The sequence below is a fragment of the Colwellia sp. PAMC 21821 genome (assembly GCF_002077175.1).
Lineage (GTDB): Bacteria > Pseudomonadota > Gammaproteobacteria > Enterobacterales > Alteromonadaceae > Cognaticolwellia.
In genome coordinates this window covers 175,973-202,213 of record NZ_CP014943.1, presented here as the reverse complement: position 1 = coordinate 202,213, position 26,241 = coordinate 175,973, and the positions used below count along the sequence as shown (strand labels likewise).

16 protein-coding genes are annotated in these 26,241 nt (G+C 38.3%); 10 read left to right on the top strand and 6 right to left on the bottom strand.

Annotation, left to right across the window (positions count from 1 at the left end; all coding sequences use genetic code 11):
• Window positions 1-108: 108 nt before the first annotated feature.
• A complete protein-coding gene (locus A3Q33_RS00810; RefSeq protein ID WP_081178013.1) occupies window positions 109-2,247 on the top strand; it encodes an alpha-galactosidase in 2,139 nt (712 codons plus the stop codon).
• A gap of 195 nt (window positions 2,248-2,442) precedes the next feature.
• Here A3Q33_RS00810 and A3Q33_RS00805 read toward each other — a convergent pair whose 3' ends face one another.
• From A3Q33_RS00805 to A3Q33_RS00785, 5 genes are all read right to left on the bottom strand, one after another.
• On the bottom strand, window positions 2,443-3,330 hold the full coding sequence (locus A3Q33_RS00805; protein ID WP_196798027.1) for an aldose 1-epimerase: 888 nt from the start codon (window positions 3,328-3,330) through the stop codon (window positions 2,443-2,445).
• Between the two features lie 162 nt (window positions 3,331-3,492).
• The gene (locus tag A3Q33_RS00800) at window positions 3,493-4,392 is read right to left on the bottom strand and encodes an SMP-30/gluconolactonase/LRE family protein (protein ID WP_081178009.1); all 900 of its coding nucleotides are present in this window, start codon (window positions 4,390-4,392) and stop codon (window positions 3,493-3,495) included.
• A 6-nt stretch (window positions 4,393-4,398) separates the two neighbouring features.
• Window positions 4,399-5,013: a 2-dehydro-3-deoxy-6-phosphogalactonate aldolase gene (locus A3Q33_RS00795; RefSeq protein ID WP_081178007.1), complete on the bottom strand. Its 615-nt coding sequence runs from the start codon at window positions 5,011-5,013 to the stop codon at window positions 4,399-4,401.
• Between the two features lie 38 nt (window positions 5,014-5,051).
• Window positions 5,052-6,011, bottom strand: a complete 960-nt coding sequence (locus A3Q33_RS00790) for a 2-dehydro-3-deoxygalactonokinase (protein WP_081178005.1) — start codon at window positions 6,009-6,011, stop codon at window positions 5,052-5,054.
• Window positions 6,012-6,779, bottom strand: a complete 768-nt coding sequence (locus A3Q33_RS00785; protein ID WP_081178003.1) for an SDR family NAD(P)-dependent oxidoreductase — start codon at window positions 6,777-6,779, stop codon at window positions 6,012-6,014. It abuts the gene before it with no gap.
• Between the two features lie 163 nt (window positions 6,780-6,942).
• Between A3Q33_RS00785 and A3Q33_RS00780 the strand changes: the two genes are divergently transcribed.
• Window positions 6,943-7,641, top strand: coding sequence for a FadR/GntR family transcriptional regulator (locus tag A3Q33_RS00780; RefSeq protein ID WP_081178001.1), 699 nt, complete (start codon window positions 6,943-6,945; stop codon window positions 7,639-7,641).
• Between the two features lie 94 nt (window positions 7,642-7,735).
• On the opposite strand, the gene malQ is transcribed toward A3Q33_RS00780, so the two are convergent.
• Window positions 7,736-9,934 carry a 4-alpha-glucanotransferase gene (gene malQ, locus A3Q33_RS00775; protein WP_081177999.1) on the bottom strand — a complete coding sequence of 733 codons (2,199 nt, stop codon included), beginning with the start codon at window positions 9,932-9,934 and terminating at the stop codon, window positions 7,736-7,738.
• 371 nt (window positions 9,935-10,305) lie between these two features.
• Here malQ and A3Q33_RS00770 point away from each other — a divergent pair, with 371 nt between their 5' ends.
• The 8 genes from A3Q33_RS00770 to A3Q33_RS00735 all read left to right on the top strand — a co-directional run bounded on the left by A3Q33_RS00770 (window position 10,306) and on the right by A3Q33_RS00735 (window position 26,019).
• A complete protein-coding gene (locus A3Q33_RS00770) occupies window positions 10,306-10,602 on the top strand; it encodes an isoamylase early set domain-containing protein (protein ID WP_081177997.1) in 297 nt (98 codons plus the stop codon).
• 237 nt (window positions 10,603-10,839) lie between these two features.
• Window positions 10,840-12,924, top strand: a complete 2,085-nt coding sequence (glgX, locus tag A3Q33_RS00765; RefSeq protein WP_081177995.1) for a glycogen debranching protein GlgX — start codon at window positions 10,840-10,842, stop codon at window positions 12,922-12,924.
• A 22-nt stretch (window positions 12,925-12,946) separates the two neighbouring features.
• A complete protein-coding gene (locus A3Q33_RS00760; RefSeq protein WP_502687235.1) occupies window positions 12,947-15,412 on the top strand; it encodes a glycogen/starch/alpha-glucan phosphorylase in 2,466 nt (821 codons plus the stop codon).
• 100 nt (window positions 15,413-15,512) lie between these two features.
• Complete coding sequence (gene glgC, locus A3Q33_RS00755) at window positions 15,513-16,784, top strand: glucose-1-phosphate adenylyltransferase (protein WP_081177993.1); 1,272 nt, start codon at window positions 15,513-15,515, stop codon at window positions 16,782-16,784.
• A 154-nt stretch (window positions 16,785-16,938) separates the two neighbouring features.
• The gene (gene glgB / locus A3Q33_RS00750) at window positions 16,939-19,182 is read left to right on the top strand and encodes a 1,4-alpha-glucan branching protein GlgB (RefSeq protein WP_081177991.1); all 2,244 of its coding nucleotides are present in this window, start codon (window positions 16,939-16,941) and stop codon (window positions 19,180-19,182) included.
• A gap of 625 nt (window positions 19,183-19,807) precedes the next feature.
• Complete coding sequence (locus A3Q33_RS00745; RefSeq protein ID WP_081177989.1) at window positions 19,808-21,460, top strand: alpha-D-glucose phosphate-specific phosphoglucomutase; 1,653 nt, start codon at window positions 19,808-19,810, stop codon at window positions 21,458-21,460.
• Window positions 21,461-21,541: 81 nt separating this feature from the next.
• Window positions 21,542-23,116, top strand: coding sequence for a glycogen synthase (locus tag A3Q33_RS00740; protein ID WP_081177987.1), 1,575 nt, complete (start codon window positions 21,542-21,544; stop codon window positions 23,114-23,116).
• Window positions 23,117-23,319: 203 nt separating this feature from the next.
• Complete coding sequence (locus A3Q33_RS00735) at window positions 23,320-26,019, top strand: M14 family metallopeptidase (RefSeq protein WP_081177985.1); 2,700 nt, start codon at window positions 23,320-23,322, stop codon at window positions 26,017-26,019.
• Window positions 26,020-26,241 lie beyond the last annotated feature (222 nt).

Here is a 26,241-nt window from a genome sequence, read left to right as displayed (position 1 = left end):
AGATAAAGTTTTTAATTCATTCGAGCAGTTTTAGGTTGATAAATTTAACCCTGTTCATTGCTACTAACAAAATATCAGTAAAATATTTCAAGATGAAGGACGTTTACCATGAAACCAACCCAGCACTATGTTCAACTCAATAGTACTAATTCTAGCTTAATTGTTGATTGTCAAAATAAAACGCCAGCAATTCTTTATTGGGGAAAGGTTTTATCTAAACAAACCTCCGCACAAATGTTAACCATGTTGTCGACAAGACAAGAAGCAAAATGCTCATTGGTTATCGAAGCGCCTATTTCTCTATCTCCCTTAGTAGGTGAAGGTTTCACAGGTGCGCCGGGTCTTGAATTAAATAATCATGACTATGCTTGGTCGTTTGGCGGCGAATTGGCTAATATTGTTCAATCTGACGAGCAAAATGTAATTTTTGAAACCGTCGATACAATTCGAAATATTAAATTAGTTCATACTTTATCATTACATAAAGATACTGATGTTTTATCAGCTTCAACTAAAGTGGTTAATTTAAGTGAACAGCCGCTATCAGTGAATTGGTGTGCAGCACCAACGATAACATTGCCTGATCAAATGAATAAAATTATGTCGTTTGAAGGACGTTGGTCAAATGAATTTCAATGCAATTCACTTGATTTATTTTTAGGTAGCTTTGTGCGTGAAAACCGCAAAGGCAAAACATCGCACGATAACTTTCCAGGTATGGTTATGCATAATAACTTTACGCATGAACAAGCTGGCGAATGTTATGGCTTCCATCTTGGCTGGAGTGGCAATCACAAAATGCGTGCAGAGCTTTTAGCTGAAGGTCGAAGCTATGTGCAATTAGGTGAGCTACTTATGCCAGGTGAGCTAGAGCTTGCACCTAATGAATCTTATGAAAGCCCGACCTTATATGCGGCATATTCAGATAAAGGTTTTAGCGGCTTGTCTCGTTGTTTTCACCAGTTTGTTCGTGCTGAGCTACTTTCACCTAAACTAAGTCAAAAACCTCGCCCAGTTCATTACAACACATGGGAAGGGATTTATTTTGATCATGATGTAGAAACTTTAAAAGGCTTGGCTGATAAAGTTGCGGGTTTAGGTGCAGAGCGTTTTGTTCTAGACGATGGTTGGTTTAAAGGCCGCCGTGGTGATTTTGCGGGTTTAGGTGACTGGGTCGTTGATAAAGAGATCTATCCAGAGGGTTTATCGCCTGTTATTGACCATGTTAATCAAAAGGGTATGGAGTTTGGTTTATGGTTTGAACCTGAAATGGTTAACCCTGACAGTGACTTATACCGTGCACATCCTGATTGGGTTCTATCTACAGTCGGCAATGCACAGTTAAATTTTCGCAATCAATTAGTGCTAGATTTAACCCGCTCTGAAGTCGTTGAGTATTTATTTAATGCTATTGATGACATTTTGGTTGAGTACCCGAAAATAGTTTACATTAAGTGGGATATGAACCGAGATATCAACCATGCAGGTAATGCCTTAGGTAAACCTGCAATTCATCAGCAAACTAAAGCAGTTTACCAACTTATTGATCGTATTAAAGATAAGCATCAACATGTTGAAATTGAAAGCTGTTCATCGGGTGGGGCTAGAGTTGACTATGGCGTGTTAGCGCATACCGACCGTGTATGGACTTCTGACTCAAATGACGCTTTAGATAGATTAACTATTCAACGTGGTTGCTCATTCTTCTTTCCTAGTGAGGTTATGGGCGCACATATTGGTCCAAGAGAATGTCATATTACAGGTCGTATAGTTAGCATGGAGATGCGCGCAGCGGTGGCATTTTTTGGTCATATGGGACTTGAAATGGATCCAAGAGAATTGACAGAGCTTGAATGCGAGCAATTAAAAACGGTGATAGCTTTACACAAAAAACATCGTAAATTAATTCACACTGGCGAGTTAGTGCGCTTTAATCGTGATGGTGACTCGATCAATTTTGGTCTTATTAATGAAGAAAAATCGCAAGCACTTTTTGCTTATAATAGCGTTAATGAAACTAAGAGAACTACACCACCAAAATACCGTTTTGTCGGCTTAGATACCGAAAAAACCTATCAGTTATCGCTTGTTTGGCCAACAAAACTTAAAGAATACTCTCCTTCTGTATTAAGTGTTATTGAGCAGCAAGTATTTTCAGGTGCGTCACTTATGCAAATGGGCATGCAGCTACCTGTGCTATTTCCACAGTCTTCGTTAATTTTTGAATTAAACGAAGTAAAGAACTAGTTATAAAACGATTATAAAATAGCTAGATAAAGCTACTTCTAAATTGTTTTTTTTAATCGTTTTTTAATAATGCGAGTTTGATAAATTGAAATGTTTATCAAACTCGCATTTTTTTATTAGAGAAGGGAGCTTGTTTGTTTTTAAGTAAAACAATAGGCGCCTAAGTCCTACTGTTAATTTTGGCCGTGATAAGTGTTAAATAACTAATGCTTTTGGCGAAATTTTCATTGATATAGACACTGCTTCGTTAGGTTTTAAAACCGTAATACCGGTTTTTTTAATACCTTTACCTGCCATGTTGATTGCGTCTGTGCAATGAGTTACCGGTTCGAAGCAAAAATAGTCTTCTCCCTCTGGGCTATATATAACTAAAAACTGACAGTTCGAACTTGTGCTAATGCTGGCTTTTGCACTGAGTTCAGGCCATGTTACTGTTGCATCGCCGGTAAAACCGGTAAAAACATTATCTAAATTACTGCCATGTACGGGGAATCCGGCCGATCTATTCATAGCTGAAGGTTTATCTACCAACTGCGTTGGCATACATTCATCATCTACCGCCCACATCTGATCAACGTCACATTGAATTAATGTTCCCCTAGTTAAATTAAAATAAGGGTGTAACCCTAAACCTGCAGGTATTGCGCAATTGTCAGTATTTTTCATTGTTAAGGTGATACTTAGCGCTTTTTCTTTAAGTGTAAATACTTGTGTAGCAAGGTAAGCATAAGGCCATTCAGCGATATTATAATGATATTCTAGGGTTAAACTCTGCTCTGATTGTTCGGTAATAGTCCAAGGTAATTGCCAGCCATGGCCATGAATACTATGCTTTTCGGGTAAGTGATTAAGTGGCAGGGAAATAGCTGTTTCTTGCCAAGTGAATTGACCTTCTCTTATACGGTTAGAGTAGGGTATTAATGGAAAACAATTACTGTCTAAAACAGACTTTACGTTATTTGTTTTTCTTAAAATGGCGACAAATTTATTATTTAATTTGGCCTCATAAGCTAAAATAGCACCACCCAATGCGGGTGATATTTCTACTTTAGCTACATTATTAGTCAAAAATATAGAAGTCACAAAGTCAATTAAGTATTATTTATAAGATAAAATAATTAAAGCATTTAACACTGTTTTTGTCTAGCAATGAGTAATATGAAAGGATTTATCTCATGAAAACTCGACATTGTTTCTAAATAACTCATTAAAGTGCTTAACGAGCTTGGGACTATGTGGTTGCGGCTATATAGTACAAATTGGTTCAACTAAGCCAGTAACACCTTGTAACTGATAAATAAATACATTGCCAGATAATGGCTTTTTAGCAAGTTCACTTGCAGTTAAGTCTTGTTTTGCACTAGTGATAATTAACCAGTTAAGATCTGGCCCGCCTATAGAAACACATGAGGGCTGCGATACAGGTAGGGTAATTTCGAAGTCGATATCGCCATTTTTATTATATCTAACCACTTTACTACTACCCCATTGGGCATTCCATAAATGGTCTTGCGCATCAATAGTTGAACCATCAGGAAATGTAGATGTATTTGTACTGGCAAATAAGCGCTTGTTGGTAATTTCGGTGGTATCTTTACAAAAGTCATATTGAAATATTTTATGAGTTAATGAGTCGGTGTGGTAAAGGGTATCACCAGCTTTATTCCAGCATAAACCATTAGATATTTGTAAGTTTTTTATTTTTTTATGACAATCTAATTGATGATCCAAACAATATAAAGCTCCACTTTGTGTTGATAAAGTTGAGTTTTCTACCATGGTACCAGCCCAAAAACGGCCTTGACGATCGGCTTTACCATCGTTAAAGCGGTTGCCTGCAACGTGATGTTCAGGCTGATTTATCCATTCTAATTTCGATGTACTGAGGTTATATCGTGCAATGCCTTGTTCAAAGGCGGCAATAATTTGATTGGCGTTGTTGGTAAATGCAAAACTCCCGATACGCTGTGGTAGCGAGAACTTTTCTAAAACTTGATCAAGGGTATAAAAACGGTATAAATCAGAATTTTCAATATCTACCCAATATATAGCCTGCTGCTCTGTATGCCACAATACATTTTCACCCAATTGGCATTGGCAAGGAATAATTTTAATGAGTTTGGCTGATGGTGAATTATTAATCATAGCTATTTAAATTGTACCTAATATTTCATTGAGTAAAATAACTTTATTCTTGACGACTGCGGGAATATCATTGCGCTGATATAAGCTATTTCCGATACCTAGAGCACTTGCGTCAGATGCTAACCACTTTAAAACGTTAGTGTTTGAAACACCGCCAACGGGGATAATATGAACATCATTTGGTAAAACTGATTTAAGTGCTTTTATGTGTGAGAACCCATACGTTTGTGCTGGGAAAAGTTTTAACCATCTTGCACCGGCATGATAAGCAGAAAATGCCTCTGTAGCTGTTGCTATTCCTGGAATTACATGGATGTTATTTAATAAACAATACTGAATGATTTTAGTGTCACAATGAGGAGAAATTATCAGTTTAGCGCCAATATCTTCAACTTGCTTCACCTGTTCTAAACTTAGCACGGTACCTGCGCCAATTAAGCAGTCTTTTGGCATCACTGATACTAGCTTTGCAATAGAGTCCAGCGCGTTAGGTGAGTTTAGAGGAACTTCAATAACTCGAATGCCATACTGATAAAGGCAAAGAGAAATATCGACAACTTCATTGGGTGTTACGCCACGTAAAATAGCAATAACAGGGTGTTTTTTAATAAAGGTTTCCACGTTATTTCCTTATTTCCTTATTAAATTTAAATACAGCGTTAGTGGTTGCTAGAGGAAAGTGCGACTATTTGCTGATAAACAGCGTTAAACCCTAGTAAAGTCATATCTGTTACTTTACATATATTGGTTTTTATACCATGCATATTAAGTACTTGTGAAAATTGCTGACTTAAGTGTGGGGCGCCTATAATGGTAACCTCACTTAAATCGGCTGATTGCCATTCTTCTGCGTTCATCGCGGCCCTAACATCACTCCCGATCAGTAATCCTGATAGATACGAATAGGCTTGTGAATCGTTTAACTCTCCGAAAAGTTGCTTACTTCTGACGCTAAATAAACCATGCGTAAAGCTTCCTAATTCGCTTTTTAAAGTAAAGTCGGCACCTTTTTGAAAAGATACCTCATCGAAAACCGCGTGATTTTTTTTAATCAGAATGCTGTGGTTAGTTAAAAGATCAAATAACTCGCCGGTCATGGCGGTTTTGAATAATTCAATGCTACCATTGTTAATTAAAACCCATTTAGTGTGTGTACCAGGCAGGCATACTAAATGAGTATTAGAAAAATTTTCAGGACTTAGCTGCAGCCAACCCAGTACTTGTAACTCTTCACCACGCATAACATCGTAATTATCATTTTTTAAACGGCAACTTAAACCGGGAACGATACTAATTTGATGGCCTGCACAAACGAAGTTAGTGCATTTCGATGGGATATTGCCCAGCTTTGTGGGGCATGGAAGATATTCTGTTTCTTTCCAACCTATACTTGAGCCTATTTGACCCATCATATAAATGGGCAGTTTACCATGTTGTTTCACCCATGGCTCAATGCAATCGAGTAGTGTTTTTTCAAAACTATCAACGACTTTATTAACACCTAAGCTATTAGCTTCTTCTTTTGACGTTAGGGTTTTGTCGGCATTTACTTGGCATAGGAATGCACGTAAATGGCTAGTGCCCCAATCAACTGCAATAATATAGTTACAAGCTGTCAATTAAGTTCTCCCACCATCAATTACAATGCCTTGTCCGGTGATAAGAGCACTGTCATTAGAGGCTAAAAAAAGTGCTAAATTAGCAACGTCTTCAGGTAATATCCTCTTTTTTAAAGCCATGCATTCCATCCATTTTTGCTCTTCTTCGTCTGTTAACCAGCTTGATAATTGCCGTTCAGTAGCCACCCAGCCAGGTACAATAGCGTTGACTCGAATATTATGCTCGCCAAACTCTTTTGATAATGCTTTGGTCATGCCAATTAAACCCGCTTTGGCAGTAACATAGCCGGTCATATGTTGCAGGCCTATCAATGCATTAATAGAGCTAAAGTTAATGATGCTACCAGCACCATTTTTTTTCATTGTTTTATAGGCAGCTTGTGCAGCAAAAAAAGCAGGATCTAAATTGACCTGCATACACTTATGCCAATCATAAGCTGAAATATTTTCAATATCTTGGCGGTGATCATTACCAACATTATTGACTAGCACGTCTATACCGCCAAAATGTTCTACAGCTTCATGAATAGAGACCTGAAGGGCATCAGAATCTGTAACATCAACAGTTTTATACCAAAGCCCATTGTCTGGAGTGGGTGATAACGAATTGATTAATGCTTCTGCCATCACTTTGTTTGAGTCGATAAAGGCAACTTTTGCTTGTTGTGCTCTAAATGCCTTAACCATAGAAGCGCCTATGCCACCAGCACCACCGGTAATAAAAACAACTTTATCCTTTAAACTTTTATATTGAGTAGATAAACTCATTACCATGCTCCAAACATTTTATGTATCTAAAATTGTGTACTTAAAATAACGTTATAATAGCGCTAAATTTTTACTATTTTTTAACAAGATAAAGTTATATCATAATTATATGTAATTAAATATGATATAACTTATTAATAATACTTTGTTGGAAGATAACTAAATGAAACCGTCACCGAGACAAAATTTAACGCACCAACTTACCTATGATTTAGGCATTGCGGTTGTTAAAGGGACTTACCCTGTAGGCTCTGGTCTGCCTTCAGAAGCGGATCTTTGTGTGCAATATGGTGTTAGCCGCAGCTCTACTCGTGAAGCGGTAAAAATGTTGTCTGCAAAAGGGCTTATTTCTTCTCGCCCTAAACAAGGTATTAGAGTGTTACCAGAAAGTAGCTGGAACATGTTTGATACCGATGTATTAACTTGGATATTAAGTAGTAAGCCTTCCTTAGCCCTGCTAAAAGAGTTTACCCAAGTGAGACTCGCTATAGAACCACAAGCAGCAGCACTTGCAGCAATTAATGCGACTTATGAGCAGTTAGAAGATATTGATAAAGCATTGACTAGAATGGTTGATGCTGATGAAGGGCTAGATGACCCTCTAGATGCTGATATTGCATTCCATACCAGTATATTAGTTGCTAGTGGAAATCGTTTTTTTGTCCAGTTAACTGAGTTTATTGGTACCGCATTACGAGTCAGTATTCGATATACCAATAAAATTAAAGGAGTGCCTGGAGCGGATGTTAAACAGCATGCTGATATTCTAAATACAATTAAATCGCGCAACCCAGACAAAGCACGTGATGCAGTGACTGCTATTTTAGAAGAAGCACTGGAATTAATTGATTCACAACTTTAATCGGTTGATATTATGGTCACTCATATAAACTCTTAATCTATATTGAGTGACCCGTTAAATCTTGCATCGTTAATATATAAAATTTGTACTTTAATCATTTTGGCCTAGCGATATTCATCGCTTGGGTTATTTCCTGCACTGAATTTGTTTCAGCAAAATCTTCTAGCGACACTGGCAATTTTTGTAACCAATTGGGGTGTTGATCGATAGTACCTGGAATATTCACTTGCTCTGATATTTCAAGGACATCTTCCAACGGTATTAATTGTATATGGCTAGGTGACAACGCTAAATACTTTTGTACGCTAATACTGAGTTCGGTATTCATTTGTGCGAGGGCTATTTGTGGCGCTTTGCTCATGTCGATAACCTGTAAATCGTCTAAAGCTGCAATAAGGTTTTCTCGTTCGCTCGTTCGTGCGTTTCTATCGGCTTGGCCTGCTTCATCATTTGGATAAAGATTAAGTTGCTCACGCCATTGTAGATCTCTGCCTTGCCACCAACCCGATAATGTGGCGGTATCATGCGTGGCGATAGTGACGATTGATTGCGTAGGAAAATTGTCAGGGCGTTTGAATAAACCGGAATCCCATCGTTCAAAAAATAAAACTTTGAAAGATAAAAGACCAGCATTTTGAATGGTTTCACTGAAGCCTTCAGGTACATTACCTAAGTCTTCACCAATAACAACACAGTTATTTCGACGAGACTCTAAGGCGATAATCCGTAAAATATCATCCCAAGGAAAGCTGATATAAACACCCTCATCAGCTTGCATACCGGGTGCGACCCAATATTGACGCATTAAGCCTAAAATATGATCAATGCGCAAAGCGCCAGCATATTGCATACTGCTACGCAGAGCTTTGACTAATGGTTGGTAACCTTGTTTTTGTAATGCCACAGGGTTCATTGGGGTTAATCCCCAATTTTGTCCTAATGGGTTCATGCCATCAGGTGGTGCGCCGATTGATGCACCGGCAACATAAACTTCTTTATCAGACCAAACATCAAAACCTGAGCCATCACAACCCACCGCCAAGTCAAGATATAGACCAATGGCCATATCTTGATCAATTGTCTGTTGAGATACCGCGCTTAATTGTTGATGTGCTATCCATTGTAAGAAACAAAAATAATTAATGCGTTTAGCATGCGATAGTTTAAATTTGTGTACTTCTTCACTATCGGGGTCTTGAAAGTTTGTTGGCCAATCGGGCCAACCATAAGAATTTTCATCAGCTAAATGAAAATACTCATATAAAGCATCAAAAGTTGCAAAGCGTTGTAAGTCTGTGCCATTCGCTTGTTTAAAATGCTCAAACTCATCTGACATATTCTTATAACATTCATCTTTACTCGTGGAGCTAATATTTAGATAAAAATCCTCAAACAACAACTCAGCGATTTCAAACTTAAGTTTTGCGACTGCAGGATAATCAACTAAGGTGCTTGCTTTAGCATTTGCAATACTCTGTTGGAAGATGTCATTTTTTACTTTTTCTTGTGCTAGTGTACAGCGTTCAAAATTTTGTACTTTAGTTACATCTATATAGAGCGGATTTAAAAAGCAACGACTTGAAGGCGAATATGGGCTTCGGTGCGCGGGATTGTGTTGATAAAGCGGATGCAGTGGATTTAATCCAATAGTCGCAGCCTGTTGCTGTGCTGACTTTTCTACAAGCTCGCTTAAATCGGTGAAATCACCCATTCCCCAATTGTTCTTACTGCGCAATGAATATAATTGCGCAGTGTAACCCCAGACCTTATTAACCGAAGCTTCTTGAGCGCTAAAGCAGGTTTTGGGTGCATAGATCAGCGGACAACTAGCTTGAGCCTCACCAAAACTGATCGTAAATTGATAATAGCCTTGCTCCAATACCGGTAAATGTAATAAATATTGGCAATATTGAGTTTCTTCTATTGTGGTCTCAGCAATAGCTTGCATGTCTTCAATATTAAAGACACCAACGACTTCTTGACCTGTTTTACTGCCAACTTCCGGAGTGACTTTCCAGTTAAGTAATAAACTACCAATTTTGGGTAAGCTTATTTTAATCGCATGTTGTTGCTCTTCAAGTTTAACAATGTGTACAACAGGTAAAATATCGGTCCACTGACTGTTATTTAAATAAGTTATTGATTTAACTAAAGACACTTCATCTAATTCGAAACCCATTGCTTTTAACAGGGCTCTTTTAGCAGGGTCTTTAGCATGTACTTTGTCGCCAAATGTGCCTGTGTAACTTGTATGGAAACCTACTAAATTAGCTAATTGTTCGATAAGACTCATATTAAACTCTTTTTATTGTGAAATAAAATTACACCTTGGTGTAACTTTAACAAGTTATAGGTTAGAATTACAGCAAATAAAGCTTTGATTGTTACTTATTTTAGCTGTATATTTATTAAATGTAATTTATTTACATAAAATAACAGCGGAAAAATAATTAGCATTACAATCAAATATGAAGTTACTTTAATGGATTGTTGCTTTATTTATATATTCGGCTCGATTTATGCTATTTCATTGTGCCGACATATAAATTGGCTATTTTAAATAGAAAACGCGCATTATTGGGGCTTAGTAGTAAAATTTAGCACTTAAATAAAGCAAAATCAGTAATGTTGAATTAATTAGCACATGATTAATGGAGAATAACAATGCTAACTAAGAAATTTTTTAAAACTAAAGATGAAACTGAAGTAACCTTTGAATTTAATAGAAGTGATGTAACCACCGCCGCATTAGTTGGTGATTTTAATGACTGGCAAGCTATTGAAATGAAGTTTAATAAAAAATCAAATAGTTTTAAAACTAAGGTGAGATTACCTAAAAACGGTGTTTTTCATTTTCGCTATCTGTTAAATGATAGTGAGTGGGAAAACGACGAACAGGCTGATCAATACTTAGCTAATGAATTTGGCAGTGAAAATAGCGTAGTACTGACTACACCTTAAAACACAACCGAAGATATATATGTTGAGCAAAGTCTTGAATTAAGGCTTTGCTTTTACTTCATAATATATAAATACTTATTTAAATGAACTAAAGTTAAAAACTACTGTTTAATTTACTATAAGTTTAACTTTGTATAGTTTAATTTATATAAAAGTTCTTCCTAATATTACTTTAAACAAAATGGCATGTTGTAATAATTCAAACAATGGTCATCTTTTTTTCTTAACTGGAGAAGCATGGAACAATATAGAATGGAGCCCGGAAGAGTACATCCAATAGGCACAACTGTTGATGATACCGGGGTAAATTTTGCTATTTTTTCAGCACATGCTGAAAAAATTGAATTGTGTATCTTTGATGAACAGGGTGACAAAGAGATAGAACGCTTTGTTTTGCCTGAGTGTGAACACAATATTTGGCATGGTTTTCTTAAAGGTGCTAAAGCAGGCTTAGTTTATGGCTATAGAGTTTACGGGCCTTATAGACCAGAATTTGGTCATCGTTTTAATCATCATAAATTACTGTTAGACCCTTATGCTAAAGCATTGAAGGGCAATTTCTCATGGTCAGAACGTCACTTCGCTTATAATATTCATGATCCTAAGAAAGATTTGTCTTTCGACATTAGAGATAATGCCGATGTTATGCTTAAAGCGGTTGTTATGGATGCCTCTGCTCCCCTTATTCCAAGAAAACCCATTGCTTGGAAAAATACCGTTATATACGAAGGCCATGTTAAAGGCTTAACTGCACTTAATCCAAAAGTGCCAGAAGCATTACGTGGTTCATTTTTAGGGATAAGCCACCCGGCGATGATCGCTCATTATCGTGCTATTGGTATTACCACCATTGAATTATTACCAGTGCAGCAATTTGTTTCTGAACAATTTCTCACCGACAAAAAGCTCTCAAACTATTGGGGCTATAACTCACTGGCGTTTTTTGTTCCTCATAAAGATTATTTAAATCAACATCAAATTCGCGATTTTCAGCGTATGGTTGATGAACTTCATCAAGCCGGGTTTGAAGTCCTTATTGATGTGGTATACAACCACACTTGTGAAGGTAACCGTTTAGGACCGACACTAAGTTTTAGAGGTATTGATAACCTTTCTTACTATCGCTTAAATCCTGCTGAACCGCGTTATTATATTAATGATACCGGCTGCGGAAATACCATTAACATTAGCCATCCACGTGTGTTACAAATGGTAATGGACAGCCTACGTTACTGGGTTCAAGTGATGGGAGTTGACGGTTTTAGATTTGATTTAGCGACTATTTTAGGCCGTGAATTATCCGGTTTTGATAAAAGCAACGGCTTTTTAGATGCGGTTTTACAAGATCCTATTCTTAGCAGTGTAAAAGTGATTGCTGAACCTTGGGATATCGGCCCAGGCGGTTACCAATTAGGTGGTTTTCCATCGCCGTGGTCTGAATGGAACGATCGATATCGAGACACCATGAGACGGTATTGGCGCGGAGATAAAGGTTTATTACCCGAATTTGCTCGTAGAATTCACGGTTCAAGTGATATTTTTGAGCACAGTGGGCGTCAACCGTTTGCGAGTATCAATTTCCTTTGCAGTCATGATGGTAATACATTACGTGATTTAGTGAGTTTTCAAGATCGTCATAATGAAGCTAATGGTGAAAACAACCGTGATGGTCATTCTGATAACTTTGCGCATAATCATGGAATAGAGGGTGAAACTACCGATACCGCCATTTTATCTGTTCGATTACGTCAAATCAAAAATATGATGGCAACGCTTATGTTATCTCAAGGCGTTCCTATGATACTTGCGGGTGATGAAATAGGTCGTACACAAAAAGGTAATAACAATGCTTATTGCCAAGACAACGAAATAAATTGGTTAGATTGGGATGAAGGCGCGTTATACGCAAAAGAGCTTAAGTTGTTTACTGCTAGCTTAAGTGAGCTCAGAAAACGTTTTTCTATGTTAACCCATGATCGATTTATACATAAAGATGATAAGAAGTCTGCGGTTGATATTATCTGGTACCACCCCTCAGGCTTTGAGATGCAAAAAGATCATTGGCACTCACATCATGCGGCTACATTAGGCTACTTGATTCATGAAAAAGCGCCTGATAGCCCATCACTTTTATGTCTATTCCACGCTGGTAGCGAGCCGGTAGAATTTCAATTGCCAACGATTGACGATATACAACATTGGCAAGTGATGATAGATACCACGGCTAGTGCGGAACCAAAAGAAATGCAGAATATACCTGCAGAACGAATAATTACTATGGCCCCATTTTCAACAATTGTTTTATTAAACGATTGTTTATAAAAAAAACAAATAGGATGAATAGATTGTGAATAAAGAAAAAACATTATGTGAAGTTACCTCATCAGATGGTAATGTTTTGATGAACGAACACACTTTTTCTGAAGATTTAGCGCGACATTTCCATTTTTCACTTGGTCGTGACAAGGTTCAAGACTCTCATTTATACCTTTATAATGCACTAGCTATCACTATTCGTGACCGTTTAGTTGCACAATGGCGTGAAACGCGTGAGTCTCGTGGACATCAGCGCCGTGTGGGTTATATTTCATTAGAGTTTTTAATGGGTAGAACGCTTAATAATTCTATTTTGAATCTAGACTTAGACGATACAGTGCGTGAGGCGTTAAAAGGTTATTGCTGCGATTTGGAAGATGTTGAACAAGCAGAGCATGACGCTGGTTTAGGTAACGGTGGTTTAGGTCGCTTAGCAGCTTGCTTTTTAGATAGCTGTGCAAGTTTGGCTTTACCGGTTATTGGTTATGGTATTCGTTATGAATATGGCATGTTTAATCAACAAATTAAAAATGGCGCGCAAATCGAGCATCCTGACAATTGGTTACGTAATGGTAATCCTTGGGAAATTGCTGCACCTGAAAAAGCCATAAGAGTGAAGTTTTTTGGCCATGTTGATGTGATTAAAAAACGCAGTGGTCAGCAGTATCGTCAATGGAATAATACCCAAGATGTACTTGCTGTGCCTTATGATATGCCAATTCCTGGTTATCAAAACGGTATTGTGAATACTTTAAGGTTATGGAAGTCTGAAGCAACCGATGAATTTGATCTTGGTGAATTTAACGCTGGTAGTTATACCGAGTCGGTGGCTAAAAAGAATTTAGCTGAACAAATCACTATGGTGCTTTATCCAAATGACACCAGTGAAAACGGTAAAGAGCTTCGCTTACGTCAACAGTACTTTTTATCTTCAGCATCGCTGCAAGATACTATTAATAGCTATGTTGAAAACTGTGGCAATAATTTTGATGAATTTATTGAGTTAAATAGTTTTCAACTTAACGACACGCACCCAAGTATTGCGGTACCTGAATTGATGCGCATTTTGATGGATGACTATGCAATTTCATGGGATGCTGCATGGAATATCACCACAAAAACTATGGCTTACACTAACCATACTTTATTACCTGAAGCATTGGAAAAATGGCCAGTAAGTTTATTCGCCAATTTATTACCGCGAATTTTAGAAATTATTTACGAAATCAACGCTCGTTTTCTTCTGCAAGTGGCTGTTGCATGGCCTGGCGATTCAAGTAAGCAGCAAGCCTTGTCATTAATTGATGAAGGTCATGAACCCCAAGTACGTATGGCACACTTAGCTATCGTTGGTAGTTATTCTGTTAATGGAGTGGCGGCTTTACATACCAAGCTTTTAAAAGCTGGATTGTTTAATGATTTTTATCAACTTTGGCCTGAAAAATTCAATAACAAAACTAACGGTGTTACACCACGTCGTTGGTTATCTCATTGCAACACGAGTTTAGCTGAGCTTATCTCAAGTAAAATTGATAAAAACTGGGTTGCCGATTTTTCAAATGTCGATCAATTAGCTAAATTTGCTGAAGATCATGCTTTCCAAAAGCAATGGCGTGAAAGTAAGAAAGCCAACAAAGTCGTTTTAGCTGACTTTGTAGAGCAAGCAACAGGTGTTAAGTTTGACGTAGATATGATGTTTGATGTGCAAGTTAAGCGTATTCATGAATACAAGCGTCAATTATTGAATATTTTACATGTTATTGGTTTGTATGACCGAATTCGCAAAGGCGATACTGCAGATATCACACCGCGCTGTGTGTTGATTGGTGGTAAGGCAGCTCCTGGTTATGTGATGGCAAAAGAGATTATTAAGCTCATTAATAATGTTGCCGACACGATTAATTTAGATCCAAAAGCAGCTAAGTTTCTAAAAGTTGCTTTCGTACCAAATTATAATGTTTCTGCCATGGAGATTATTTGCCCAGCGACAGATTTATCTGAGCAAATATCAACAGCAGGTAAAGAAGCATCGGGTACAGGTAACATGAAATTTATGATGAATGGAGCACTAACTATTGGTACATTAGATGGTGCAAACATTGAAATTAGAGATGCAGTAGGCGAAGATAACTTTTTCCTATTTGGCGCTCAAGCTCATGAAATTTCAGATATTAGAGAAAATTATCAACCTAATGAGATCATAGCCAACTCTGAAACATTATCAGCAGTTATGCACTTGTTAGAAAGCGGTCACTTTAATTTATTTGAACCAAAGATATTTGATTCAATCATTAAAACTATACGTGACCCGCATGATATGTGGTTAACAGCTTACGATTTTGATAGTTATTTTCAAGCTCAACGAAGTGTTGATAAAACTTATCAAGATCAAACTCTGTGGACCAAAATGAGTATTTTAAACACTGCAGCGAGTGGTGTGTTTTCGAGCGATCATACGATCAGGCAGTATCGAGATGAAATATGGAAGCTTTAGTAATTTACTGATATACCAAGTGATTAATTAAATTGGTATTAAAAAAGTAAAACGCTATTTATTGAACGTTCTTAATGTTTGAAAAAGGATAGGAAACGATATGCCCAATTATGTAGAAAGAAGAATAAGTAGTCTAACAAAAGAAACTTATGCATTAGTTTTAGCGGGGGGCCGAGGTTCACGACTTTATGAATTAACCGATAGAAGAGCTAAGCCAGCGACCTTTTTTGGTGGTAAGTTTAGGATCATCGACTTTCCTTTATCAAACTGTGTTAACTCAGGTATTAGGCGTGTTGGTATCGCGACTCAATATAAATCGCACTCGCTTATTCGTCACGTTAATCGAGGTTGGGGTCACTTTAAAAAAGAGCTGGGTGAATCAATTGAAATTTTGCCAGCATCACAACAAACAGGTGATGGTTGGTATCTAGGTACGGCTGATGCCGTGTTTCAAAACATCGATATTATCAGACATGAATTACCTAAATACGTCATGATTTTATCAGGCGACCACGTTTATCGTATGGATTACGGTCCGTTACTGGCTGAGCATGTAGCTAACGAAGCTGATATGACCGTATGTTGTATCGAAACTTCTGTCGAAGAGGCCGCAGGTCAGTTTGGTGTAATGACGGTTGATGAAGATAGTCGTGTTTGTCGTTTTGATGAAAAACCTGCTAACCCTTCTGAAGTTCCTGGTAAACCTGGTGTTACATTAGCGTCAATGGGTAACTATGTTTTCAATACTGAGTTTTTGTTTGAACAACTAGAAAAAGATGCTGCTCAAGAAGGCTCAAGTGGTGATTTTGGTAATGACATTATTCCTAGAATCATAGAGTCGCATCGCGTTTTTGCCTTTCCATTTAAAGATCCTGATAGCGAAAAACAACCTTATTGGCGCGATGTAGGTACGTTAGACTCTTTCTGGGAAGCTAACATGGAATTAGTTGCACCAGAGCCTCAACTTAATATGTACGATGAGAACTGGCCTATTTGGACTTATCAAGAACAAACAGCACCTGCTAAATTTGTATTTGACCAAGACGAGAGACGCGGAATTGCTATTGATTCTACTGTTTCTGGTGGTGTTGTTGTTTCTGGTTCAACAGTGAAAAGGTCTTTACTGTTTTCAAAAGTTAGAGTTAATTCTTATTGTGATATTGATGAGTCAGTTATTTTACCCGGGGTTATTATTAATCGTAATTGCGTAATTAAAAAAGCGATTATCGATCGAAGTAGTATTATTCCAGAGGGTATGGAAATTGGCGTAAATCACGATAATGATCGTGCTAATGGCTTTAGGGTTACTGATAAGGGTGTCGTTTTAGTCACCCGAGGTATGCTTGACAAGCTTGAAAGTAACAATAAATAGCTATCGATAAACAATTATTAACGTACAGGATAATTTCAAATAGATGAAATTATCCTCGTTATTTTCAATTGTATTTAAATTTATTAAATAAGCTATTAAAAGTAATCTCTTAAAAGTAATCGTATAAAAGTTAACGGTATACTAGGAAAACGCAATGAAAAACCTAGCAAAAAGCTTGTTAGATAACGAAGAAGTATCAGCAATAGTTAATGTAAAGCATAGAGATATATTCTCTGTTTTAGGCATACATAAACACCCAACGGCTGGCGGTTTGATTGTTCGAGCCTTTTTACCTGAAGCCACCAGTGTTGAAGTTATAGACACGAAAACTAATGCTTTAGTGGCTGAACTTAGTCAAGTAGATCAAGCTGGACTCTTCGAAGGTAAACTAGGGAGAAAACGGAACGTTTTTGACTACCGCTTACGTGTTTCATATAAAGATGAAACTGTCATTGTTGATGACCCATACCGTTATCCTTCGTTATTAAAAAATGAAGATCTATACCTTTTTTGTGAAGGTACTCATGAGCAAACTTATCAATGGATGGGCTCTCATGAAAAAACCGTAGATAATGTCAAAGGCACACATTTTGTTGTCTGGGCGCCAGATGCTTCACGTGTTTCTGTCGTGGGAGACTTTAACTATTGGGATGGTCGACATCACGTCATGCGTAAGCACCCTGGCTCAGGCGTTTGGGAAATTTTCCTGCCCAATGTTTCAGCTGATGCCAGTTATAAATATGAAATTTCTGATAAATATGAACAAATTCAGCCATTAAAAGCTGACCCATATACATTTTCTATGCAACTTGCCCCTGAAACTGCCTCTAAAGTTATTCAAAATAGTGAATACCAGTGGCAAGATGCGAAGTGGATGAGTGAACGCGATTCATCTTCAAATCATTATAATGGTGCGGTTTCTATTTACGAAGTGCATTTAGGCTCTTGGAAAAGAAACGCAGATAATAGTGCGGATAATTCACACTCACCAAGTTATTTAACTTACCGTGAATTAGCTGAGCAATTAGTGCCCTATGTTGTTGAAATGGGCTTTACTCACCTGCAACTTATGCCCGTAAGTGAGTACCCATTTGACGGTTCATGGGGTTATCAGCCTATTGGACTTTTTGCACCTACTGCTCGTTTTGGTAGTGCGGAAGACTTTAAATATTTTGTCGATTGTTGTCATAGTGCCGGCATTGGTTTGCTACTTGATTGGGTGCCAGGTCACTTTCCAACCGATGAGCACGGTACGGGTAAATTCGATGGTTCATGTCTTTATGAACACGAAGATCTGCGCAAAGGTTTTCATCCTGATTGGAAAACACTTATCTATAACTATGGTCGCTCAGAAGTACAAAGTTATTTGCTCAGCAATGCGATTTACTGGCTAGATCAATACCATATCGATGGTTTGCGTGTTGATGCTGTTGCTTCTATGTTGTATCTAGATTACAGCCGCGAAGCTGGAGAGTGGCTACCTAATGTTCATGGTGGAAGAGAAAATTTAGAAGCGATTGACGTCTTACAAAAGGTCAATACACGATCTTATGCAAAACATCCCGGCGTTATGATGATTGCAGAAGAATCAACCGCTTGGCCAGGTGTTTCTAAACCCGTTGACGGTGGCGGTTTAGGCTTCGGTTTTAAATGGAACATGGGTTGGATGAATGACACGTTAAAGTTTATGGAACGTGATCCTATTTATCGTCAACATCATCACAGTGAAATGACCTTCGGCTTAGTTTACTCCTTTAGTGAAAACTTTGTTTTACCTATAAGTCACGATGAAGTTGTGCATGGTAAAGGTTCATTACTGAATAAAATGCCCGGTGATGATTGGCAAAAATTTGCTAATTTACGCGCTTATTACGGTTTTATGTGGACTCATCCAGGTAAAAAATTATTGTTTATGGGCTGTGAATTTGCGCAACGTGCTGAATGGAATCATGATCAAAGCTTAGATTGGCATTTGCTTGAACATGACAGCCATAAAGGTATGCAAACACTGATAAAAGATCTAAATCATACTTATCGCAATATTCCTGCATTACATGAACTTGATTGTGACGGTAATGGTTTTGAATGGTTAGATTCACAAAACAGTGCGCAATCTATTTTGGTTTATTTACGAAAAGGTCAAACAGGTACAGCACCGGCCTTAGTTGTTGTTAATCTTACGCCAACAAGTTACGAAAACTTTTCTGTCGGTGTTCCTCAAGCGGGTTTCTATCGAGAATGTTTAAATACTGACAGCAGTATTTATGGTGGCAGTAATGTGGGTAATGGCGGCGGTGTTAACTCAGTGAATGAGGCTTACGCTGGACAAGCGAATAAAGTTTCCTTGTCAGTGCCTCCGCTTGCAACCATGATTTTTGAATTGCAGCAACACGATTAAAAGAAAGTGTGTTGGGCAAGAGTGTTGGTCCAGTGTTTTGTAGGTCGGACTTCAGTCCGACAACCACTTAGCAGGCGATTAATTCGATAGATTGATTAATCCTTGCAGCGGGTTTTATATTTTAGATCGGTATTAATACAGATAACTATTAAATAGGAATTAAACCTGATGGGCTAAAGCCCAACCTACAAGTGCTTACGGGCGATAACGTAGTGTTGGTCCAGTGTTTTGTAGGTCGGACTTCAGTCCGTCAATCACTAGCAGGCGATTAATTCGATAGATTGATTAATCCTTGCCGCGGGTTTTATATTTTAGATCGGTATTAATACAGATAACTATTAAATAGAAATTAAACCTAATGGGCTAAAGCCCAACCTACAAGTGCTTACGGGCGATAACGTAGTGTTGGTCCAGTGTTTTGTAGGTCGGACTTCAGTCCGTCAACCACTTAGCAGGCGATTAATTCGATAGATTGATTAATCCTTGCAGCAGGCTTGATTTTTTAGATCGGTATTAATACAGATAACTATTAAATAGAAATTAAACCTGATGGGCTAAAGCCCAACCTACACAGGGTCTGCAAGTTATTTAAGCGCATAAATATATTATTTTTTAAGGGTAAGTTATGACAACTGAACATGTGAAAAAAGCTAAGCAAGTAAAGACTCAAGCATTTACAGATCAAAAACCAGGTACTTCAGGCCTTAGAAAAAAAGTTAAGCAATTCCAACAGCCCGGTTATTTAGAAAACTTTGTTCAAGCCGTGTTTAATACCATAGCACCTTGTAAAGGCAAAAAATTGGTTGTCGGTGGTGACGGCCGATTTTATAACCGTGAAGCAATACAAGTGATTATTCGCATGGCGGTTGCCAATGGTTTTTCTCATATTTTGGTGGGCCAGGGCGGTATTTTATCTACACCGGCAGCTTCATGTGTGATCAGAAAGAATAAAGCCTGTGGTGGTATTATTTTATCAGCTAGTCATAATCCAGGTGGTCCAGATGAAGATTTTGGTATTAAATTTAATGGTGAAAATGGCGGACCAGCACCCGAAAAATTAACCGATGCGATATTTCAACAAACCTTATCGATGGAGCAATACCTGAGTATTGACGCCGACGATATTGAACTAGACCAATTAGCTACTGTGCAAATAGCGCAATGCCAAATCGATATTATTGATCCCGTGAGTGATTATGCTGATTTAATGGAGTCGATGTTTGATTTTTCTGCCATGAAGTCTTTGCTTGCTAAAGGTGACTTTCGTTTATGTTTTGACGCCATGCATGCGGTTAATGGTCCTTATGCAAAAGAAATTCTTGAAAATCGCTTAGGTGCACCTGCTGGCGCTGTTATTAATGGCGTGCCATTAACTGATTTTGGTGGCGGACATCCTGATCCTAACTTAGTGCATGCGCATGAGTTAGTTGATTTAGTCTATGGTGAAGATGGCTTTGATTTTGGCGCGGCTTCAGATGGTGACGGCGATCGAAATATGGTGCTAGGTAAAGCTTTTTATATTAACCCTTGCGACAGTTTGGCGATATTAACAGCCAACGCTAATTTAATACCTGCTTATGCTAAAGGCATAGCCGGTGTTGCGCGTTCAATGCCGACAAGTCGAGCGGTTGATCGTGTGGCCGAAGCGTTGAACATTCCCTGCTTTGAAACACCAACTGGTTGGAAATTTTTCGGTAATTTATTAGACGCAGGTAAAATAACTTTATGTGGCGAAGAAAGCTTCGGTACTGGCTCTGATCATATTAGAGAAAAAGATGGTTTATGGGCGGTGTTGTTTTGGCTTAATTTAATTGCAGTAAAAAAACAGCCAGTCAGCGAAATTGTTAGAAACCACTGGGTGCAATATGGCCGAGACTATTTTACTCGTCATGATTATGAAGCTGTAGATAGTGCCAATGCGCATGAAATGATCAGTCAATTAAAAGCCAAAATTGCTAGCTTGCCTGGTCAGGAATTTGCCGGTGTTAAAGTAACATCAGCAGACGATTTTCAATATATCGACCCCGTTGATAATAGTAAAACGACGGCGCAGGGTGTCCGCATTTATCTAGAGAATGGCGGACGAATTGTATTTAGACTTTCGGGTACTGGTACACAAGGCGCAACGTTAAGAGTTTATTTAGACTGCTATCAGCAAGACCCCGCTTTGTTAGAGCAAGAAACACAACAAGCGCTTGGTGAATTAATACAAGTGGCAGAATCTGTCGCGGGCATTAAACAATTTACCGGCAGAACAAAGCCTGATGTGATCACATAATAGGTACGTTTCTATAATTGGCTCTACAAGTTAATCCTTAAGATAAGTATCGAACAGTTAAGATATAAAGATAGGTATAAAATGAAAATATTAATGGCTGCCGCCGAAAATGATGCATTACCCCGTGGAAAAGTAGGGGGTATTGGAGATGTTGTACGAGATATTCCGCTTGCCTTAGGTAAAATTGACCAAGAAGTTGATGTGGTGATTCCTGGCTACGGGAGTTTTTCTAAATTAGAAGGGGCAAAGCACATCACCTCTATAGACGTGACGTTTGGCGGACAGCACGAAAAAATTGATATTTTCAAAGTATCTTTTAAAAACTCAACGAAAAACACATCAAAAAATGTTACTCAATGGGTAATTGAGCATCCTTTATTTGCCATAGGCGGAGAAGGAAAAATTTATTGTGATGACCCAAGCAATCGACCTTTTGCGTCTGATGCCAGTAAATTTGCTTTATTTAGTGCTGCTGTTGCTAAAGCGGTAATTAGCGATGTTTTTGGTAAAATAGACGTATTGCATTTACATGACTGGCATACCGCTATGGTGTCAGTGTTACGTGCCTTTGATCCTGAATACCAGCAACTAAAAGCGATTAAAACCGTTTTCACTATTCATAATATTGCATTACAGGGTATTAGACCTTTCGATGGTGATGAATCATCGTTAAAGGCTTGGTTTCCGTATTTAGCGTTCGATTATAGTAAAATTAACGATCCTCGTTATCACGATTGCTATAACCCTATGCGTGCAGGTATTACACTGTCGGATAAAGTGCATGCGGTTTCTCCTACTTATGCAAAAGAAATATTACTGCCTAGCAATATTGAACAAGGGCACTTTGGTGGTGAAGGTTTAGAGCATGATTTACGTTTTGCCGCTGAAACTGGCAGGCTACATGGTATATTGAATGGTTGTGAGTACCCTGACAGTGCAGATGCACCCCTTAAACTAAAAGCATTATTAAAGTTGTCCGCCAAAGAAGTAATCAAATGGCTTGGAGATAAGCCTTTAGTGGATCAAGCACACTTAATTGCCGCAACTCGTTTAGAGCAAATAGCAAATATAAAGTATAAAAAACAACCCTTAGTATTAACTTCAGTTGGGCGTATTACCGATCAAAAAGTTCGTCTTTTTCAAGAAATAATGCCCAATGGTAAAACCGCTTTAGAGCACTTATTAACGATATTAGCTGATGATGGCGTTTTTATTTTATTAGGCAGTGGCGACAAAAAACTAGAAGAGTTTCTAGCAAAAATAGCTGTAAATAATAGTAACTTTATTTTTCTAAAAGGCTATTCAGAAGCGCTATCGATTAACATGTATAACTCTGGCGATTTATTTTTAATGCCAAGTTCATTCGAACCTTGTGGTATTAGCCAAATGTTAGCAATGCGAGCAGGACAGCCTTGTTTAGCCCATAGTGTTGGTGGTTTAAGTGACACAATAAGCCATAACGTAAATGGCTTTACGTTTAATGGTGACACCCCTCAGCAGCAAGCCGAAAATATGCTCAGTTGTTTCCATTCAGTGTTAGCACTTAAAAAGCATAGTCCCACAGAATGGGCAACAATCTCAGACAATGCCTTAAAGTCACGATATTTATGGAGTGACGTCGCTCATGATTATATTAAACACTTATATAGTCATTAAAGTAGTCATTAAGCTTGAGAAAAAATTATAAATTAAGCGATAAGTGAATGTGAAAGGTAGGGCGTTCAACTGATATTTTATAAATTTCATCGATAAATTGAGTACTTAGACAGTTTTTGTCGTAGTATTTTAGTGAAGTAATACCCATTGCTATAATCACTAAAACCCTGATGCTAATTCAGGGCTCATGACCGAGAAATAATATGCTAAAAAAATACGCCCATTTACTGTCTTCACTGCTTATCAGCTTTGTTTACTTATTTTCGTTATCAGCCAATAGTACAGAGCCAATGTGGCCTGGCAGTGATTATTCCCCTTCAATTCCTACTTTTAAAGATGTGCTGGGGTACGACGTTGGCGAAAAAATCACTAACCATGGTGATATGCTACGTTACTTTGAAGCACTAGAACGTGCAGCGCCAAAGCAGATTAAACTCTTTGAATACGGGCGCACATGGGAAGGTCGTAAGCTTATATATGCAGCCATTGGTAACCGTGATGTTATCGCAAACCTCAATGGCTTTGCCGATAAAATGCAAAAGCTGTCTGATCCACGCATTACCGATAAAAGTGCGGCTAAAGCGTTAATTGACCAACTACCTTCTTCAGTATGGCTAGGTTATGGCGTGCATGGCAATGAAATTAGTAGTACCGATGCGGCAATGATGACGGCGTATCATTTACTCGCCGCACCAAATGAAACAACCAACCGTAAAATATTAAAAAACACCATTGTTTTTATTGACCCATTACAAAACCCTGATGGCCGTACCCGATTTACCAGTCGTTATTACGCCACTGTTGGCATGCATCACAGTGATGATAGATTAAGCGCCGAGCATAATGAGCCTTGGCCAAGTGGTCGTTCTAATCACTATCTGTTTGATATGAATAGAGATTGGTTAGCAATAACACAACCTGAAACCGCAGGTCGCATTCGTGCTATGAATCATTATCGTCCTCTAGTGGTAATTGATTTACATGAAATGGGCGGTGATAGCAGTTACTACTTTTCGCCTGCCGCACAACCTTTTAATCCGCACATGACCAAAACACAAATCGATAATATGACTGCGATTGGTAAAAACCATGGTAAACATTTTGACCGCCACGGTTTTGATTACTTTACCCGTGAAGTGTTTGATGCCTTTTATCCAGGGTATGGTGACAGTTGGCCGATATTCTATGGTGCTTCTGCGTCAACCTATGAAGTTTCTTCTTCAAGAGGTGAGCTATTTAAGAAAAAAACGGGAGAAACCTTAACCTATAAAAATACCGTTCAACGACATTTTGTTGCGTCAATTTCTACCGCTGAAGGCGTAGCTGATAATCATAATAAGTTACTTAATGACTATTATAACTATCAAACCAGCGCGATTAAAGCCGGTAAAAACAACAAAGAGCGAGTTTATATTTTACCTAACAAACGCAATGTTGCAGGAAGTCATCGCCTTGCAACACTCATGGCAGAACATGGTGTTGAAGTTAAGCAAGCCAACAACGACTTTAAACACTGTGGTAAAAGCTATCAAGCGGGGGCTTATATTATCGATACGGCTCAACCTAAAGGTCGCTTTGTTAAAACAACTTTTACCCAGCAAGTTGATATGTCATCGGCATTTGTGAAAGAGCAAGAGCGCCGTCGCGCTAGAAAATTAGATGATGAAATCTATGATGTCACGGGGTGGTCATTGCCGTTAATGTTCGATGTTGATGTTGATGCCTGCTCAAAAGCGGTCAAAGTAGCCAGTCATAAAATTGATAGCAATGATAAACTTGTTGGCAAGGTTATTAATCCTGATGCTACAGTTGCCTATTTAGTGCCTTGGGGTGATATGGCCGCAGGTCGATTTTTAACGGCTGCATTGCAACAAAGTATTACGCTTAAAAGTGCCGATAAAGCCTTTACCTTAGAAGATAATCAAAAGTTTACTGCGGGTACACTAATCATAGAAAAGCGCAGTAATGATGATGACTTAGCCGCTAAAATAATCAGCATAGCCAAAAATACAGGTGCGCAAGTTCAAGGGGTTAATTCAAGTTGGGTGACTCAAGGCCCAAGTTTTGGCAGTAGCAATACGGTGACTATGTCAGCGCCGAAAATCGCTATGGCATGGGATAACCCAGTGAGTTCGCTAAGTGCCGGTAACACGCGCTTTGTTATTGAACGCCAGTTTAATTACCCTGTTACCGCAATACGCACGCTTACCCTTAAAAGTGCTGATTTATCAAATTACCAAGTACTTATTTTACCTTCAGGTGACTATAAAGAACTGCTGGGTGTAAGTGGCGCTGATAATATCAAGCAATGGGTTAAACGTGGTGGTGTGTTGATCACGCTAGGTCGTGCAACGCAATTTGCCGCCGAGCATGATATTGCTTTGCTCGATGTTAAAAGAGAGCGCGCGTTTAAAGAGAAAGCAGACGATAAATCTAAACCAGCAAAAGAGCTTGAAGGTGAGTCAATGGTTGATGGGCAGTTATTCACGACTAAAGACGAGTTAGTTTCAGCCAGTGAGAATACCAAAGAAAGCCCAGACTTTGTTGCCGGAGTATTGGCTAATATTGAAGTCGACCAAGAACATTGGTTAACTGCGGGAGTGCATGAAAACCTAACGGCTATTGCTTATGGCAGCGATATTTATGCGCCAATAAAGTTAGCGTCAGGTAAAAATTTGGCATGGTTTAGCGATGCTGAAAATGTTTTGGCAAGCGGTTACTTATGGGCAGAAAATAAAAAGCAATTAGCTTATAAGCCTTATCTGATTCATCAACCTATGGGCCGAGGCATGGTTATCGCTTTTACCCAAGAGCCAACCACAAGAGCTTATTTAGATGGTTTAAATGTTATGCTGATGAATACGATTTTCAGAGCAGCAGCGCATGCAACACCGTTAAAATAATCGCTAACAGCAAACGAGTTTGACATAAAGCGTTTGCGATTGTGTTGATGATAACGTTTGATATAGAAATAGGGGGCTTGCTAAAACCTTAGCACAGCCCTAGATAAGTTCATTTTTACCAAGCGAGTAACGTCGCTTTTTATCTGATACAAATTTAATTAATAGTCATTCTACTTATAAATTTATAACGCCGTCGTTATTTACTTTACCGTGAGCGTCTGC